Raw genomic sequence first — 15,026 nt, forward strand, 5'->3', positions numbered from 1 at the left:
CCGTTCGTCGCCGCCAGCCGCGGCTACATCGACGACGTCATCATGCCACACGGCACCCGTCGCCGCATCGTGCGGGGACTCAAGAGCCTCAAGGGCAAGGAACTGGCGAACCCTTGGCGCAAACACGACAACATCCCGCTCTAGGTCAGGACCCACCCATGTTCAGCAAAATCCTGATCGCCAACCGGGGCGAGATCGCGGTTCGGGTGATCAAGACGTGCCGTCGGCTGGGGATCGCTACGGTGGTGGTCTATTCGGACGCCGACGCGGGGTCGCTGGCCGTGGAGATGGCCGACGAGACTGTGCATATCGGCGCCTCGCCGGCCAATCAGAGCTATCTCGTCGCCGACAAGATCATCGCCGCCTGCCAGCAGACGGGCGCGCAGGCCGTGCATCCGGGTTTCGGCTTCCTGTCGGAGAACGCCAGCTTCGCCCAGCGGTGCGCCGACGAGGGGATCGTGTTCATCGGTCCCAATCCCGGCGCCATCCAGGCCATGGGCGACAAGATCGAGAGCAAGAAGTTCGCCCAGGCCGCGGGGGTGTCCTGCGTGCCGGGCCACATCGGCGAGATCGCCGACACGGCCGAGGCGGTGACGATCTCCGAGCAGATCGGCTATCCGGTGATGATCAAGGCCTCGGCCGGGGGCGGCGGCAAGGGCATCCGGGTGGCCTGGAACCGCCAGGACGTCGAGGAGGGCTTTCCGGCCGTGCGCGCCGAGGCCAAGGCCAGCTTCGGCGACGACCGGATCTTCATCGAGAAGTTCATCGAGAGCCCGCGCCACATCGAGATCCAGGTGCTGGGCGACAAGCACGGCAACGTCGTCCACCTGTTCGAGCGCGAGTGCTCGATCCAGCGCCGCAACCAGAAGGTCATCGAGGAAGCGCCGTCGCCGCTGCTGGACGAGGCCACCCGCGCGGCCATGGGCGCCCAGGCCGTGGCCCTGGCCAAGGCGGTGAACTACGACAGCGCCGGCACGGTCGAGTTCGTCGCCGGCCAGGACAAGAGCTTCTTCTTCCTGGAGATGAACACCCGCCTGCAGGTCGAGCATCCGGTCACCGAACTGATCACGGGCCTGGACCTGGTCGAGCAGATGATCCTCAGCGCGGCCGGCGAGAAGATGGCCTTCGAGCAGAAGGACCTCTCGATCAACGGCTGGGCCATCGAGAGCCGCATCTACGCCGAGGATCCCTACCGCAAGTTCCTGCCCAGCATCGGGCGGCTGGTCCGCTACGCCCCTCCGGCGGAAGGCGAGAAGGACGGCTACACGATCCGCAACGACGCGGGCGTGCGCGAGGGCGACGAGATCTCGATGTACTACGACCCGATGATCTCCAAGCTGTGCGCCTGGGCCCCGACCCGCCTGGCGGCGATCGACGGCATGGGCCGGGCGCTGGAGGACTTCCACATCGAGGGCCTCTCCCAGAACATCCCGTTCCTGGCCGCGGTGATGGACCAGGCCCGGTTCCGGTCCGGCAAGATCTCGACCAACTACATCAAGGACGAGTTCGCCGACGGCTTCGCCGGGACCGAGCCGACGTCTGAGCAGATCGACATCCTGACCGCCGTCGGCGCGGCCATGCAGCGGGTCCACGCCGCCCGGGCCCGCTCCGACGCCTCGGGCCTGGCCGGTCCGCCGCGCGCCGAGTGGGTCGTGGCCGTCGGTCCCGCCAAGCGCCGGGCGAAGGTGGCCGGCGAGAACGGCGACGTCACCGTCGACCTGCTCGACGAGGGCCGCGCCCTGACCCTGACCGACATCGACTGGCGTCCGGGCAAGCCGGTGTTCAAGGCCGCCCTGGGCGGCAAGGCCTTCACGGTCCAGGTCTCGCCGGCCGCCGAGGGCTTCACCATCCGCCACCGCGCCGCCAGGGCCCGGGTGCTGGTCCTGACCCCGCGCAACGCCGAACTGCACGACAAGCTGCCCGAGAAGCAGGCCGCCGACACCTCCAGGCTGGTGCTGTCGCCGATGCCGGGGCTCGTGGTCTCGATGGACGTCGCCGCCGGCCAGCAGGTCCGCGAGGGCGAGGTCGTCTGCGTGCTCGAGGCCATGAAGATGCAGAACATCATCCGCGCCGAGCGCGACGGAACCGTCAAGGCCGTCAACGCCAAGGCCGGCGATCCCGTCGCCGCCGATGAGGTCCTGGTGGAGTTCGTCTGATGAATTACCTGGCTCGTGATCCCTACGCGCCAAAGCGCCTGATCGAAATCGGCGAGGCCGCTCGCGGGTTGGGCGTCACCGCGCGGACGCTGCGCTACTACCAGGATCAGGGCCTGATCCGATCTCACCGCCTGGCCCGCAATGTCCGGGGCTACGACCTCGCGGCCATCGAGCAGCTGAAGGCCATCGTCGCGCTGCGCGCCGTCGGGCTGCCGGTCGCCGCCATTCGCGCCATTCTGGTCTTGCGCGATCAGCCCGACGCGCAGGTTCGCGCCCTGCGTTCGGCGCTGGCCGAGGCGCTGCGCGAGCAACAAGCGCAGATCCAGCGCCTGGCGGCTCTGGCCGAGGGCATGGCTTCCGATGACGCGGCGCTGCCGCCGGCCATCGCCGGACTGCAAGCCCCCTCCCCCGAGTCCGCCACGCCCTCCAAGCCGTGATCCGGTCACGCCGGAGCGATGCGCTCGCGCGGCGACCTCGCGAAGGCCTTGCCCGGAACGACGATCTTCGCCTGCGGCGACGAAGACCGAAGCGTCGGAGCTCCCTGTCAGCCCTGGAGGCGCTCGATAATGATGGCCGGGGCCATGCCGCCGGCGGCGCACATGGTCACCAGGCCGTAGCGGCCGCCGGTGCGCTCCAGCTCGTCCAGCACCGTGCCGATCAGCATCGCGCCGGTGGCGCCGATCGGGTGGCCCAGGGCGATAGCGCCGCCGTTGACGTTGACCTTCGACCGGTCGAGCTTCAGGTCGCGGATGAACTTCTCGGCGACGACGGCGAAGGCTTCGTTGATCTCCCAGAGATCGATGTCCTCGACCTTCAGGCCCGCCTTGGCCAGGACCTTGCGGGCGGCCGGCACGGGGGCGTTCAGCATCAGGGTCGGATCGTCGCCCATGTTGGCCATGGCCACCACGCGGGCCCGCGCCTTCAAACCGTGCTTTTGCGCATAGGCCGGCGAGGCCAGCAGCACCGCCGCCGCGCCGTCCACGACGCCCGACGAATTGCCGGCGTGGTGCATGGCCTCGATCTTCAGGTCGGGATAGCGGCGATTGATCTGCCCGCGAAAGGTCGAGCCCTTCGCGTCATAGGGATAGTCGGCGATGGCCGTGAAGGCCGGCTTCAGTTGGGCCAGCCCCTCGGCGGTCGTCTCGTGGCGCGGATACTCGTCGTGGTCCAACGCGACGCCGCCCTCGGGGTTCAGCACCGGGACGATCGACTTGGAAAAGCGCCCCTCGGCGATGGCGCGGGCGGCGCGCTTCTGACTTTCCAGACCCAGGGCGTCGAGGTCTTGGCGGGTGATGCCTTCCATGCTGGCGATGGCGTCGCCACAGACGCCCTGGTGCGACTGCGGATGCAGCATGTCCAGGTGTTCGTTGCCCGAGCCCATCAGGCCTGGCGGGAAGCCCGCCGCCTGCTCCTGGGCGGTCATGGCGGCGGTCAGGCTCATCATCTCGACGCCCCCGGCGACGATCAGGTCCTCCATGCCGCTCATGATCTGAGCCGCCGCGAGGTTCACGGTGGTGATGCCGCCGCCGCAGAAGCGGTCCAGGGTCATGCCCGAGGCCTTGACGTCATAGCCAGCGTCCAGCGCCGCCATGCGGCCCAGGTCACCGCCCTGTTTTCCCTTTTGCGTAGAGGTCGACCAGATCACGTCGTCGACGTCGGCGGTGTCGAGCTTGTTGCGCTCGGCGATGGCCTTGAGAACCGTGGCCGCGAGGTGCTGGGGATGCAGATGGGCCAGAGCCCCCTTCCCCACCTTGCCAATACCGCGCGGCGTCCGCACGGCGTCGATGATCAGCGCCTCGGCCATGGCCGTATCCTCCCGCGTTCTATTTGTTATTTTAACGATTAATTGTTCGATTAATTTCCGTCAAGCGATCCGCGTAATGGCCGCGGCAGCCTGGCCCGCAGCCTCCGACCGCCCCAGGACGCCATGGAAAACCAGGTCGACCACGTGCTGGACGTACTGCTGGCGGACCTGGTCGGTCAGCTCCGACAGGCCCAGCGTGGTGGGCAACGAATAGCCGGCGTAGAAGATGTGCTCGCAGGCCCCGACGACGCTGTAATACAGCATGCCCGGATCGAGCGGCCGGAACGCCCCCTCGGCGACGCCCTGGGCGACGATAGCGCGATAGGCGGCGATCATGGGCTCGACGAAGATCTTGGCCACCCGCTCGCTGGACGCCTTGTCGCCCCGGACGATCATGTAGTTGATCAGTCGGTTGACATAGGGCGATCGGTAGTAGGTGTTGATGATGCCGCCGATATGGATGCGCAGCTTCTGCTCGGCGGAGATGTCCATGCGGACCAAGTTGGCCAGATCGGCCATCGATCGCTCGGCCACGCGCTCCAGCAGCGCCAGCAGCAAGCCCTCCTTGCCGCCGAAATAGTACTTGATGAGCGCAGAGTTCAGGCCCGATCTCTGCGCGATCTCGCTCAGGGAGACCTCGATCGTGGATCGCTCGGAAAGCAGCGCCGCCGTGGCGTCGAACAGAGCGGCCCGGGAATCTCGCCGCGCGAGACCCGCATCCTTGGCTTGCGTTCGCGCCATGCTTCGCCCCCCTCGACATCGGGCCTAGCTAATCGATTGACTAGAAACGTCAATAAGATTGGCTTCGTCGAAGGTTGGGCTTCACCCCGTCACCGCGCCAGCCCGACCATCCTCGACGACCCAGGTGTTGAGCGTCGTGATCGTCGCGCGGGGGTCGCGAACGTCCGAGATCGCCCTGTAGCGGGTCGTCATCCGGTCTCGCACCACGTCGATCGACATGTAGCCGCGCACCCGACTGTCGAAGAACTTTATCTGCGGGTTGTTGGGCATCGCCGCCATCAGGCCTTCATAGGGCGGCCCCGACGAGGTGATCGAGGTGCCGACGAACTCGGTGGCGATCGTGGCCGAGGCCGGATCGTCCGCGTTCATCTTGACGTCGTTGGTCCAGAAGGAGTGGTAGTCGCCGCTCAGCACCACGGGGTTGCGCGGCTTCAGCGTCGCGATCGCCTGGGCCAGGCGGTCGCGGGCGGCGGGGAAGCCGTCCCAGGTGTCGGTCCAGAACTTGGTGTCGGGTCCGCCGTCGCCGAAGCGCAGACCGGCCATCACCAGGTCCTGCCCCAGCACCGTCCAGCGCGCCTGGGTGTTGGCCAGGCCGTCATACAGCCAGCGCTCCTGGTCGAAGCCCAGGAACGTGCGGGCTGGATCGCGGCGGTCGGGACAGGCCGCGTCGGCGACGATCTGGCCCTTGCCGCCGTTGGAACCGTCGGCGCAGGGCTGGCGCGAGCGGTACTGGCGGCCGTCCAGCATGAAGAACTCGGCCAGCTTGCCGTAGCGGACCCGGCGGTAGATCGGCATCTGCAGGCGTGCGTCCAGCCGCGTGCTGCGGATCGGCATGGCCTCGTAGAACGCCTGGTAGCCCGCCGCGCGGCGGCGGCGGAAGCTATCCGGCGAGACGCCGGGCGTCTTGGACCAGATCCCCGAATAGTCGTCCTGGATCTCGTGATCGTCCCAGGTCGCCAGGCACGGCGCGACATGATGCAGGCGTTGCAGGTCGGCGTCGGTGCGATGCAGGGCGTAGCGGTTGCGATAACCGGCCAGGGTCGTGGCCTCTTCCAAGCCGTAGGGCCGAACGATCTGGTCCTTGCGGTCCGGCCCCATCGAATATTCGTAGATGTAGTCGCCCAGGAACAGGGTCAGGTCCGGATTCTCGTCGGCCATGTGGCCATAGGCGCTGAAATAGCCGCGCTCCCAGTGCGAGCACGACGCCACGGCCAGGCGCAGGCCGTCGATGTCGGCGTTCGCGGCCGGCGCGGTGCGGGTGCGGCCGACCGGGCTCTGCTGGCCCAGGGCGGTGAATCGGTACCAGTACGGGCGGCCGGGGCGCAGGCCGGCGACCTCGATGTGGACGCTGTGGGCGGCGGTGGGTTCGGCCATGGCGTCGCCGGCCATGACCACATGGCGAAAGGCCTCGTCGGCGGCCACTTCCCAGCGCACGGGGACGGTGGCGCCCAGGCCGCCCAGTCCGTCGGGGGCCAGCGGATCGGTCGCCAGGCGGGTCCACAGCACCATGCCGTCGGGGGCAGGATCGCCGCTGGCCACGCCCAGCGGAAAGACATAGGCGCCGCCGGCCTGGGCCTGGCCGAAGCGCAGCACGGCCGGGGCGACGATCAGGCCGGACAGCAGCGCGCGGCGGTTCAGGGTAAGCGAAGACATGACGACTCCTAGAGCTGGGTCCACCCGCTGACGCCCTTGCCCTCGGCGACGGCGCGCACGCGGCGCTGCACCGGGGTGGGCGAGCCGGCGACGCGCGGATCGGTGACGCTGACGAAGCTGGCCTCGACCGCCTCGCGCGTGACGTGGACGGCGACGAAACCGATCGCCAAGTGATCGCACCAGACGATGTCGCGGTTACGCTCGGCCACGCGCTGGCCGAACGGGGCGTCCTTCATAGCCAGCACCACGCCCAGCGACGGCCCGGTCAGGGTGCTGGTCGAGAGCTCCACCGCCACCCGCCCTTGCTCGTCGTGAAGCTCGTTGACGAAGGCCATGTGGCTGTCGCCCGACAGCACGACGGTGCGCGCCCCGCTGGCGCGGATGGCGTCAAAGACCCTCTGTCGCTCCGCCGCGTAGCCCGACCAGGCGTCGAGGTTCAGCAGCGGCAGATCCAGCTTGGTCAGCTCGAAGAAGCCCTTCAGGGCGCCCGAGGCCGGAGCCCAGCGGCTCATGTCCGGATAGGCGTAGTCGGCCATCACCGTGGCGCTGCCCAGCAGCACCCAGGGCCGACCGGCGGCGACCGAGCCGCGCATCTCGCCGGCGATCCAGTCCACCTGCTGCTGACCCAGCATCCGGCGCTCGGGATCGGCGATCTTGCGGCGGAAGCCGTCGAGGTCGGGGCGCTGGTCGGGCAGCCGGTCCAGGTCCTTCGGCAGGGCCAGCTGCGCCGCGCGCGCCTTCAGCCGGGTCTCGGGCACGATCAGGGTGGCCAGGTCGCCGAACGCCACCGCCCGCTGGATGGCGTAGGGATCGGCCGGGTCCGGATCGCGGATCGGCATCCACTCGTAATAGGCGCGGACGGCCGCGGCCTTGCGGACTTCCCAGTCGCCGTCCTTGGCCGGATCGTGGTGCTGGGCGCCGTGCATCCAGTCGTCGTTGGCGATCTCGTGGTCGTCCCAGGTGCAGATCCACGGCGCGCGCTGGTGGGCCGCCTGAAGGTCGGCGTCCGTCCGGGCCTGGGCGAAGCGGCGGCGATAGTCGTCCAGCGTGACGGTGTCGCGCGGCGGATCGGCCGGCCGCAGGGTGGGCAGGCCCGGATAGTTCGAGGCGCCGTATTCGTAGATGTAGTCGCCGACGAACAGCACCGCATCCAGCGTCGGCCGCTCGGCGATGGCGCGATAGGCCTGAAAATAGCCCATGGTGTACATGGCGCAGCAGGCGACCACGAGGTCGAGATGGTCCAGCCGTCCGACCGGCAGGGTGCGGGTGCGGCCGACCGGCGAGCGCTGGCCGCCAGCCTCGAACTGGTACCAGTAGTCGATCGCGGGCTTCAGCCCCTGCGCCATCACCTTGACCGTGAAGTCGCGCTCGGCCAGGGCGATGAAGCGTCCTTCCCCAACGACCTGGCGCATGGCCGGGTCCGTGGCGATCCGCCAGCGGCCGTCGACTTCGCCCAGGCCCGTGACCCGCGTCCACAGCAGCATACGGTCCGCGCCCGGCTCGCCGCTGGCCACCCCGTGGCGGAAGGCGGTCTCGGCCGCTTCGGCGCCGGAAGCCAAGGCCGCCGCGCTCAGGGCCAGACCCGCCCCTACGACCCGTCTGCGATCGACCGTCATGACAAGCTCCTATCCAGAACGCGGAAACCTCGCCGCGGCGCGAAACGCGCGCCGCGGCGAGGCCGATGGCCGAAGGGGAAACGGCCGTCGATCAATAGCGCCAGCTGACCCGAACGCCATAGGTGCGCGGCTCGTGCGGCGAGGCCGTCGCCGCCGAGATGAAGGCGTTGCGGGTCTCTTCGAAATAGTCGTTGGTGGCGTTGTTGACCCAGACGCCGACCGCGTACTTGCCGTTGGCCGGGCGGGCCGTCAGGCTGGCGTTGAACAGCCAGTAGTCGCCGATCACCGAGTTGGACGACGTGCTGAACATGTCGCTGCGGTAGTTGTAGTTGGTCTCGGCCTCGACCTGCCAGTCGCCGACGTCCATCACGTAGCTGATGGCGCCCTTGTAGTCGGTGCGCGGGAACGGCAGGCGCTCGCCCGAGCGGTCGCTGTAGACGATGGTGTTGTACTGGCCGGTGATCGGGTCCTTGGCCGCCTCGGTGGCGGTGGCGTTGACGAAGAAGAACTCGTCATACTGACCGTACTTGTAGCCCAGCGACTGGCTGATCGTCAGGCGCGCGGTCGGCTTCCAGGTGATCTCCAGCTCGCCGCCCTGAATGTGCGACTTGGGCACGTTGATGATCCGGCCGACGCGGCCGGTCTGCGTATAGAGCACGCCCTGCAGTTGCTGGTCGCGATAGTCGTAATAGAAGGCGGCCAGGTTGACGCGCAGGCGGCGGTCGAAGAACTCCGAGCGCAGGCCCGCCTCGTAGGCGATCAGCTTCTCAGGGTCGAACGGATCCAGCTGCGACGGCAGGCCGCTATTGTAGGTGGTGAAACCGCCTGACTTCACGCCGCGCGCCACGCTGGCGTAGCCCAGAACGTCCTTGGTGAAATGATACTCGCCGCCGACCTTGCCGGACCATTCGCCCATGTGGCGGTCCTTGTCGGTGTTGGCCAGCAGTCGATAGGCGGGCGCGATGATCTCGGTCTTGAAGCCCTTCAGCTCGCGGCTTTCGTCTTCCCAGCGCAGGCCGCCCGACAGGGTGAGGCGGCTGGTCAGGTCGTAGTCGAGGTTGAAGAAGACGCCGGTGGTCTCGACGTCCTGTTTGTAGGTGGTCGAGAACCAGTTCTTCAGCGTCGAGGCTTCCGAGAAGTCCGAATAGAAGCCGCCGTCGACCGACTCCGTGGAGTGGTAGAGGCCGGCCAGCCAGCGGAATTTCTGGTCGCCGGGCGAGGCCAGGCGCACTTCCTGCGACAGGGTGTCGATGTCGTTGAAGAAGAAGGTGCCCGCTTCGTTCGAGGCCGTGGCGTCCCAGTCGTTGAACTCGCGGCGCTTGAAGGTCTCGTAGCCGAGCACGGCCGTCAGGGCGGCCCAGCCGAAGTCATGGCGCAGGCGGACATTGGCGCCGACGCCCTCGTTGTCGCGGAACGGCTTGGCGTTGGTCGAGGCGCCGATCAGATTGGCGAAGTAGGGCGTGATGCCCCAGCCGGTGATCCGCGGGTCGGTGTCGATCGGATAGAGTTTACCGATCGGGGCGTAGTTGTGCGACTGGAAGGCGCGGGTCACCAGGCGCAGGCCCAGGCCGTCGGACTTGTCGCGGTTGTAGCGCAGCGAGCCGTCGATCTCGGTGACGTCGCTGGGCTTCCAGTCCAGTTTCAGGCGGGCGGCCCAGCGATCCTTGTCGCCAAGCTTTTCATGGGTGTCGCGGTGATACTGCCAGGCGCCGCCCTGGTCGGTGGTCATGGCCAGGCGGGCCGACAGGGTGTCGGTCAGCGGACCCGAGACGAAGCCGTCGACGTGGGCGGCGTCGAAGCGACCGTACGAGGCGGTCAGGCCCGCGTCGAACGTCCGGGTTGGGGCGTTGGTGATGACGCTGACCGCGCCGCCCGTGGTGTTGCGCCCATAGAGGATGCCCTGCGGACCGCGCAGCACCTCGATCCGGGCCACGTCGAACAGCGCGCCCTGGGTCATCGACCCGTACGGATAGGCCACCTCGTCGACATAGACGCCGACAGTGCCGGTGTTGTTGGCGGCGTAGTCGGTCAGGCCGACGCCGCGGATGCGGAACTGCGGCTGGCCGCCGCCCAGCTGGCTGGTGACCTCCAGGTTCGGGACGCTGTTCTCCAGATCATTCACGGTCTGGATATTGCGACGGTCCAGTTCGGAGCCGCTGACCACGGTCAGGGCGGCGGCGACCTTCTGCTCGGATTCGGCGCGGCGGCGCGCCGTCACCGTGACCTCGTCCAGACGAGTGGAGCCGGCCTCGTCCGCGGCCGGAGCGGCCGCGTCGGCCGCCATGGCCGGCCCCGCGAAGATCGCGGCGCTTCCCATCAGCAGGGCCACGAATTTCACTTTAGACAGTACACGCATCTCGCCCCCTCTTCCCGACGACAAACGGTCCGGAAAAATCAGTTGTTCGACAGTTGGGGGATATAGGAGCGGCCCGTGTCGCTTTGATGAAACCCGGCCAAAGGCGCTCATCCACTCGCGCCTAGGTGGGCGTTCGGTCGATTGAACGACCAGAATAATATCGTTCGTTCGACTCGCTAAACCGTCGTGGGCACAAGGGCCAGCGCGGCCGCGCCAAGCCGCGCCTCCGCCCCTTGGGTCTCGGTCTCGGGGAGCGCCGCGCTCAACAGGGCCGAGCCCTTGATCCAGATCGCGAAGCGCATGGCGCTGAGCCGGGTCATGTCGAACGCTGGCGGCCAGACGGCCTCGCGCCGCGCATAGGTGCCCCCGCCCTCGGGGCCGCGCAGCAGCATGGCCATGTTCTCGAAAGCGGCGTCGCGCCGGGCGATCAGGCAGATCTGCGCGATCAGCCGGGCGTACTTGACGTAAAAGCCAGCGTCGCCCGGGTCTTCCGACGCTCCCGGTCGCAAGGTCGGCGCCAGCAGCGCCGCCAGACCCTGAAGATCGGCCGGCCGCTCGCGGTCGCGCGGGTTGCGGGTGTCCAGATAGTCGGGGATCTCGCGAAACACGCTGTGCCAGATCGCCTCGGCCAGAAACGAACGCATGTCGGCGAAGTGATAGAGGATGGTCGAGGTCGAGACACCGGCCGTCTGGGTCACGGTGCGGTTGGTGACCGCGCCGATGCCGCGCTCCAGAATCTGGTCGGCGGCGATGTCCAGCAACCGCATCTTCACCGATCCCGGCGCGTACCGCTTGCTGGGCGGCTCTGGCAGCACCAGGGCGCCGGTGAACCATCGCGCGACCTTGGCCTCGCCGCCGGACGGTTCGCCGAACGCCATGGCGATCAACCCTTCCAGGCTCTCGCGCAGCAGCAGTTCGTAGTCGAGCCGACGCGCCAGGGCCGCGGCGTAGAGCTCCTCCATCAGCAGATAGGGAAGATAGACCGCGCCCAGCCGCTCCAGCCGCGCGTCACGGGCCAGCAGCCCGCCCAGCTTGCTTCGCCGCATCGCCAGCCAGCGCGCAAGTGGTTCGCGCGCGGCCTGGGCGGCCTCGGGATCGATCAGAACCTCTTCCCAGATCCGGGCGAAGCGCGCCGAGGGTTCGGCCCGCGCCAGGACGTAGCGCGCGGTTATGTCGACCATCGTCCGTTGATCCAGGACCAGTCCGTCGACCTGGGACAGGAAGGCGTCATGGAACGCCAGATCCTCCTCCATCGCCGCTTCGACCATGGCGCCCACCACCCCGGCCTTGGCCTGGAAGAGATTGAAGATGACGGTGGTGCTCTTGCCGATCGCCGCGGCGAGGTCGCGCACCGACAGCGCCGCCAGCCCGTGTCCCGCCACGATGTCCATGGCCGCCGCCACCGCTCGCGCACGCGCGTCGTCGCGATCTGGAGCGGCCAAGGCCATCGGGTCTGATCGTGCTGGCATCGCGCTATGTAAGCCAGATTCCGGCGCGCGCCGCGCGATTCTGCTCACCGTTGCTCGACGGCGCCAGCCGGATCTCATTGCGCAACGGCCGCCCCGCCCCGGATCACGCCCTTGAGGCGCTCTAGAGATCCCCCATCGTGGAACGTCGTCCCGGTCGCCGCCTGACTTCACGTTCCAGCGCCACCGCGTTGACCAGCACGCCATCCCTGTCGAGGATCGGAAAGACCTCGACCTCGCACCGATAGGCCTCGCCCGACTTGCGATAGTTGATCAAGGCGACCTTGGTCCGCTGCCCTTTTCGCAGCGCGCGCGCCAGCGCACGGCGTGTCGCGAGACTGGTCCTCTCGCCCTGAAGCAGTCGAGGCGTTTTTCCCAATAGCTCCGAACTCAGATAGCCCGTCATGCGCTCGAAGGCGCCATTGACGTACAGGATGGTCGGCCCCGGATGCGAAAGCTCGCCATCCGTGACAACCACGGCCGTCTCCGAATCGACAGCCAGCGCCGCCACCAAATCCTCTAGGCCCATACTCACGCCACCACGCACTCAACTCACCCACCGCGACTGTGAACTAGATGGGATCGGCTAGATTGCAATTCATCAACCATTAACCGTGACTAATGGTCGCGCTTTACGGTGATTGCTCGGTTTGGGGAGGTTTTGCCCGCGACATACCGCCGTTTGGATTGGCTATTAGGGCCTCGTTAGCGTTTTGCGGCAACGTTCGAGCAACGATGTTCTCAGAGCGAAATCGAACCGCCATGCTGTTTTCGAATACGGCCAAGACCAAGCAAGCCGCCATGGCCGCCGAACTGCGCGAGCTAAAGGCCCAGGTCGCCGCCATGGATCGGTCTCAGGCGGTGATCGAGTTTACGCTCGACGGAACGATCCTTCGGGCCAACGCCAACTTTCTGAACGCCCTGGGATACCGGGCGGAGGAAGTCGTCGGAAAGCACCACAGCATCTTCGTGCCCCCGGCCGAAGCGGCAAGCGCCGAGTATCGCGCCTTCTGGAATGAGCTCAACAGCGGGCAATTCGTCGCGCGCAAGTTCCTGCGGATCGGCAAGGGGGGCGCCGAGTGCTGGATTCAAGCCTCGTACAACCCGGTGCTCGACGAGAACGGCAAGCCCTACAAGGTCATCAAATTCGCCACCGACGTCACCGCGATCGAGAATGAACGAATGCATTCCGAAGGCGAGCGGCGACGCGCGGCGGAAGAGCAGGAGGAGGTTGTCGCCAATCTCGCCGAGAGCCTCAAGCGCATGGCGCAAGGCGACCTGACAGCTCGGATCAGCGCGCAATTCCTGGGTCGCTACGCGCAGATCAAGGACGACTTCAACGCCGCGATCGACAGCCTTCGCGAAGCTATGAGCGGGATCACGGCGACAACCGGCGGCTTGCGCACCGGGGCCGACGAAATCTCCAGCGCTTCGGACGACCTGTCGCGCCGCACCGAGCAGCAGGCCGCCAGCCTGGAAGAGACAGCGGCGGCCCTGGACGAGATCACGGCCACCGTTAAGCGGAGCGCGGAGGGAGCCAAGCAAGCTTCAGCCGCCGCTTCTGGCGCGCGAACCGACGCCGCCCGCTCGGGCGAGGTCATGCGCGACGCGGTCGCCGCCATGGGCGAGATCGAGCAGAGCTCAGGTCAGATCACCCAGATCATCGGCGTGATCGACGAGATCGCTTTCCAGACCAACCTCCTGGCCTTGAACGCCGGCGTCGAAGCCGCTCGGGCGGGTGAGGCCGGGCGCGGCTTCGCCGTCGTCGCCCAGGAAGTCCGGGCTCTGGCCCAGCGGTCGGCGGAAGCGGCCAAGGAGATCAAGACACTGATCGCCAGCAGCACGGCTCAGGTCGAGCGCGGCGTGAAGCTCGTCGGCGACACCGGCCAGGCGCTGACCGGAATCGTGACCAAGATCGCCGAGATCGATGTCCTGATCTCCGAAATCGCCACGTCTTCGCAGGAGCAGGCCACCGGCCTCAATGAGGTCAATACCGCGGTCAATCAGATGGATCAGGTCACCCAGCAGAACGCCGCCATGGTCGAGGAAGCCACCGCCGCGGCCGCCAACCTGAAGACCGAGGCCGCCGAGCTGGCCTCGTTGGTCTCGCGCTTCCAGACCGGCGCGCCCGCCGCGCGCATCGAACGCGCCCAGCCTGGCCGTCATGCGCCGGCGGCCAATCCCGTGGCGCGGGCCCAGGCCAAGATCGCCGCCTTCGCGCGTCCCGGCGGCGGCGCCCAGGCGGCGGCGCAGTCGTGGGAAGAATTCTGATCCCGCTTACAGGGAGACGGCCAGATGGCGAGCGAGAGCGGCCTGCCCAGCGCGGGGCAACTGGAGCTGATCTCCTTTGAGATCGGCGGCCAGGAATTCTGCATCGACATTCGCAGCGTGAGAGAGATTCGGGGCTGGACCCCGTCGACGCAGATGCCGCACACGCCAAGCTACATGCTGGGCGTCATCAATCTTCGCGGCGCGGTGATGCCCGTCATCGATCTGCGCCGCCGCTTGGGTTTAGGCGCGACCGAGGTCTCCTCGCGCCACGTCATCGTCGTTATCCAGCACGGCGCACAGTTGGCTGGCGTCCTCGTCGACGGCGTGCAGGAGACCTTCCAGGTGGACGCCAGCGTGGTGCAAGAGCCTCCGCAGATCGAAACCACGACATCGGAGCTTTTCGTCGACGCCATCATCCCGATTGAAGATCGCTTGCTCAGCCGGCTCGTCGTCAGCGCGCTCCTGCCGGCCCAGCGTCTCGCCGCCTAGGACGGCGCTTCAGCCCATCATCCAGAGCGGCCGTTGGAAGACGTCGAGCTCAGCCTCGCGACGCATCGCCTGCGCCTCTTCGTCGGTCATGGAGCGCTCCACCGATCGTGGACGGCGGCGTCACGCGGATGACCGCCCGCAGGAGGGCCGCACGATCGGGGTGCAGGCCCGGCGTGAGCAGCTCCTTCTGCGCGCCCTCCCGGATCTCTCCCTTGTGGCGACCGCCAAGGAAGAAGGCCTCGGCCCGCACGTCCCGCATCGAAACCTGGCGCACGCCAAGCATCGCCAACACGGCGCTCCACGGGTTCATTGAAAGACCGCGCGCGTGAGCGGGCGGACCGGAGTATTCGAGGGGGTGGACATGGCGTCCTTTCGGGCCGACGAGCTCCGCATGGCGCGGGGTAATCCGTGGCTTTGACAAGATAGCGCGACGCTGGGCCAATAGCTCCCCACGACGCAATCTTTTCCCCGTCT

At 67.6% G+C, this 15,026-nt stretch carries 13 protein-coding genes; 5 read left to right on the forward strand and 8 right to left on the reverse strand.

Going from position 1 to position 15,026, the window contains the following annotated elements; all coding sequences use genetic code 11:
• The 3 genes from EIK80_RS22375 to EIK80_RS22385 form a co-directional block, all read left to right on the forward strand.
• Positions 1-144: carboxyl transferase domain-containing protein (locus tag EIK80_RS22375; protein ID WP_148099120.1), on the forward strand; the 144-nt coding region annotated here is incomplete at its 5' end.
• A 14-nt stretch (positions 145-158) separates the two neighbouring features.
• A complete protein-coding gene (locus EIK80_RS22380) occupies positions 159-2,156 on the forward strand; it encodes an acetyl/propionyl/methylcrotonyl-CoA carboxylase subunit alpha (RefSeq protein WP_125159229.1) in 1,998 nt (665 codons plus the stop codon).
• A complete protein-coding gene (locus tag EIK80_RS22385; protein ID WP_125159230.1) occupies positions 2,156-2,593 on the forward strand; it encodes a MerR family transcriptional regulator in 438 nt (145 codons plus the stop codon). Before EIK80_RS22380 ends, EIK80_RS22385 begins: the two co-directional genes overlap by 1 nt.
• A 107-nt stretch (positions 2,594-2,700) precedes the next feature.
• On the opposite strand, the gene EIK80_RS22390 is transcribed toward EIK80_RS22385, so the two are convergent.
• The 7 genes from EIK80_RS22390 to EIK80_RS22420 form a co-directional block, all read right to left on the reverse strand.
• Positions 2,701-3,960 (reverse strand): acetyl-CoA C-acetyltransferase, encoded by a 1,260-nt coding sequence (locus EIK80_RS22390; RefSeq protein ID WP_125159231.1) that lies wholly within the window; start codon positions 3,958-3,960, stop codon positions 2,701-2,703.
• Positions 3,961-4,020: 60 nt separating this feature from the next.
• A complete protein-coding gene (locus tag EIK80_RS22395) occupies positions 4,021-4,701 on the reverse strand; it encodes a TetR family transcriptional regulator (protein ID WP_125159232.1) in 681 nt (226 codons plus the stop codon).
• 81 nt (positions 4,702-4,782) lie between these two features.
• Complete coding sequence (locus tag EIK80_RS22400) at positions 4,783-6,354, reverse strand: alkaline phosphatase (protein WP_125159233.1); 1,572 nt, start codon at positions 6,352-6,354, stop codon at positions 4,783-4,785.
• Positions 6,355-6,362: 8 nt separating this feature from the next.
• Positions 6,363-7,970, reverse strand: coding sequence for an alkaline phosphatase (locus EIK80_RS22405; protein WP_125159234.1), 1,608 nt, complete (start codon positions 7,968-7,970; stop codon positions 6,363-6,365).
• Between the two features lie 91 nt (positions 7,971-8,061).
• The gene (locus EIK80_RS22410) at positions 8,062-10,326 is read right to left on the reverse strand and encodes a TonB-dependent receptor (RefSeq protein WP_125159235.1); all 2,265 of its coding nucleotides are present in this window, start codon (positions 10,324-10,326) and stop codon (positions 8,062-8,064) included.
• A gap of 176 nt (positions 10,327-10,502) precedes the next feature.
• Complete coding sequence (locus EIK80_RS22415; RefSeq protein WP_158624745.1) at positions 10,503-11,774, reverse strand: TetR family transcriptional regulator; 1,272 nt, start codon at positions 11,772-11,774, stop codon at positions 10,503-10,505.
• Positions 11,775-11,916: 142 nt separating this feature from the next.
• Entirely contained in the window at positions 11,917-12,303 is a 387-nt protein-coding gene (locus EIK80_RS22420) for a PAS domain-containing protein (protein WP_158624746.1), read from the reverse strand.
• Positions 12,304-12,554: 251 nt separating this feature from the next.
• On the opposite strand from EIK80_RS22420, the gene EIK80_RS22425 reads away from it, so the two are divergent.
• Entirely contained in the window at positions 12,555-14,063 is a 1,509-nt protein-coding gene (locus tag EIK80_RS22425; protein WP_125159238.1) for a PAS domain-containing methyl-accepting chemotaxis protein, read from the forward strand.
• A 24-nt stretch (positions 14,064-14,087) separates the two neighbouring features.
• The gene (locus EIK80_RS22430) at positions 14,088-14,552 is read left to right on the forward strand and encodes a chemotaxis protein CheW (protein ID WP_125159239.1); all 465 of its coding nucleotides are present in this window, start codon (positions 14,088-14,090) and stop codon (positions 14,550-14,552) included.
• A gap of 49 nt (positions 14,553-14,601) precedes the next feature.
• On the opposite strand, the gene EIK80_RS22435 is transcribed toward EIK80_RS22430, so the two are convergent.
• Positions 14,602-14,835 (reverse strand): hypothetical protein, encoded by a 234-nt coding sequence (locus EIK80_RS22435; RefSeq protein WP_233586921.1) that lies wholly within the window; start codon positions 14,833-14,835, stop codon positions 14,602-14,604.
• Positions 14,836-15,026: the final 191 nt, after the last annotated feature.

Origin of the sequence: Caulobacter sp. 602-1 (assembly GCF_003931565.1) — a bacterium.
GTDB lineage: Bacteria > Pseudomonadota > Alphaproteobacteria > Caulobacterales > Caulobacteraceae > Caulobacter.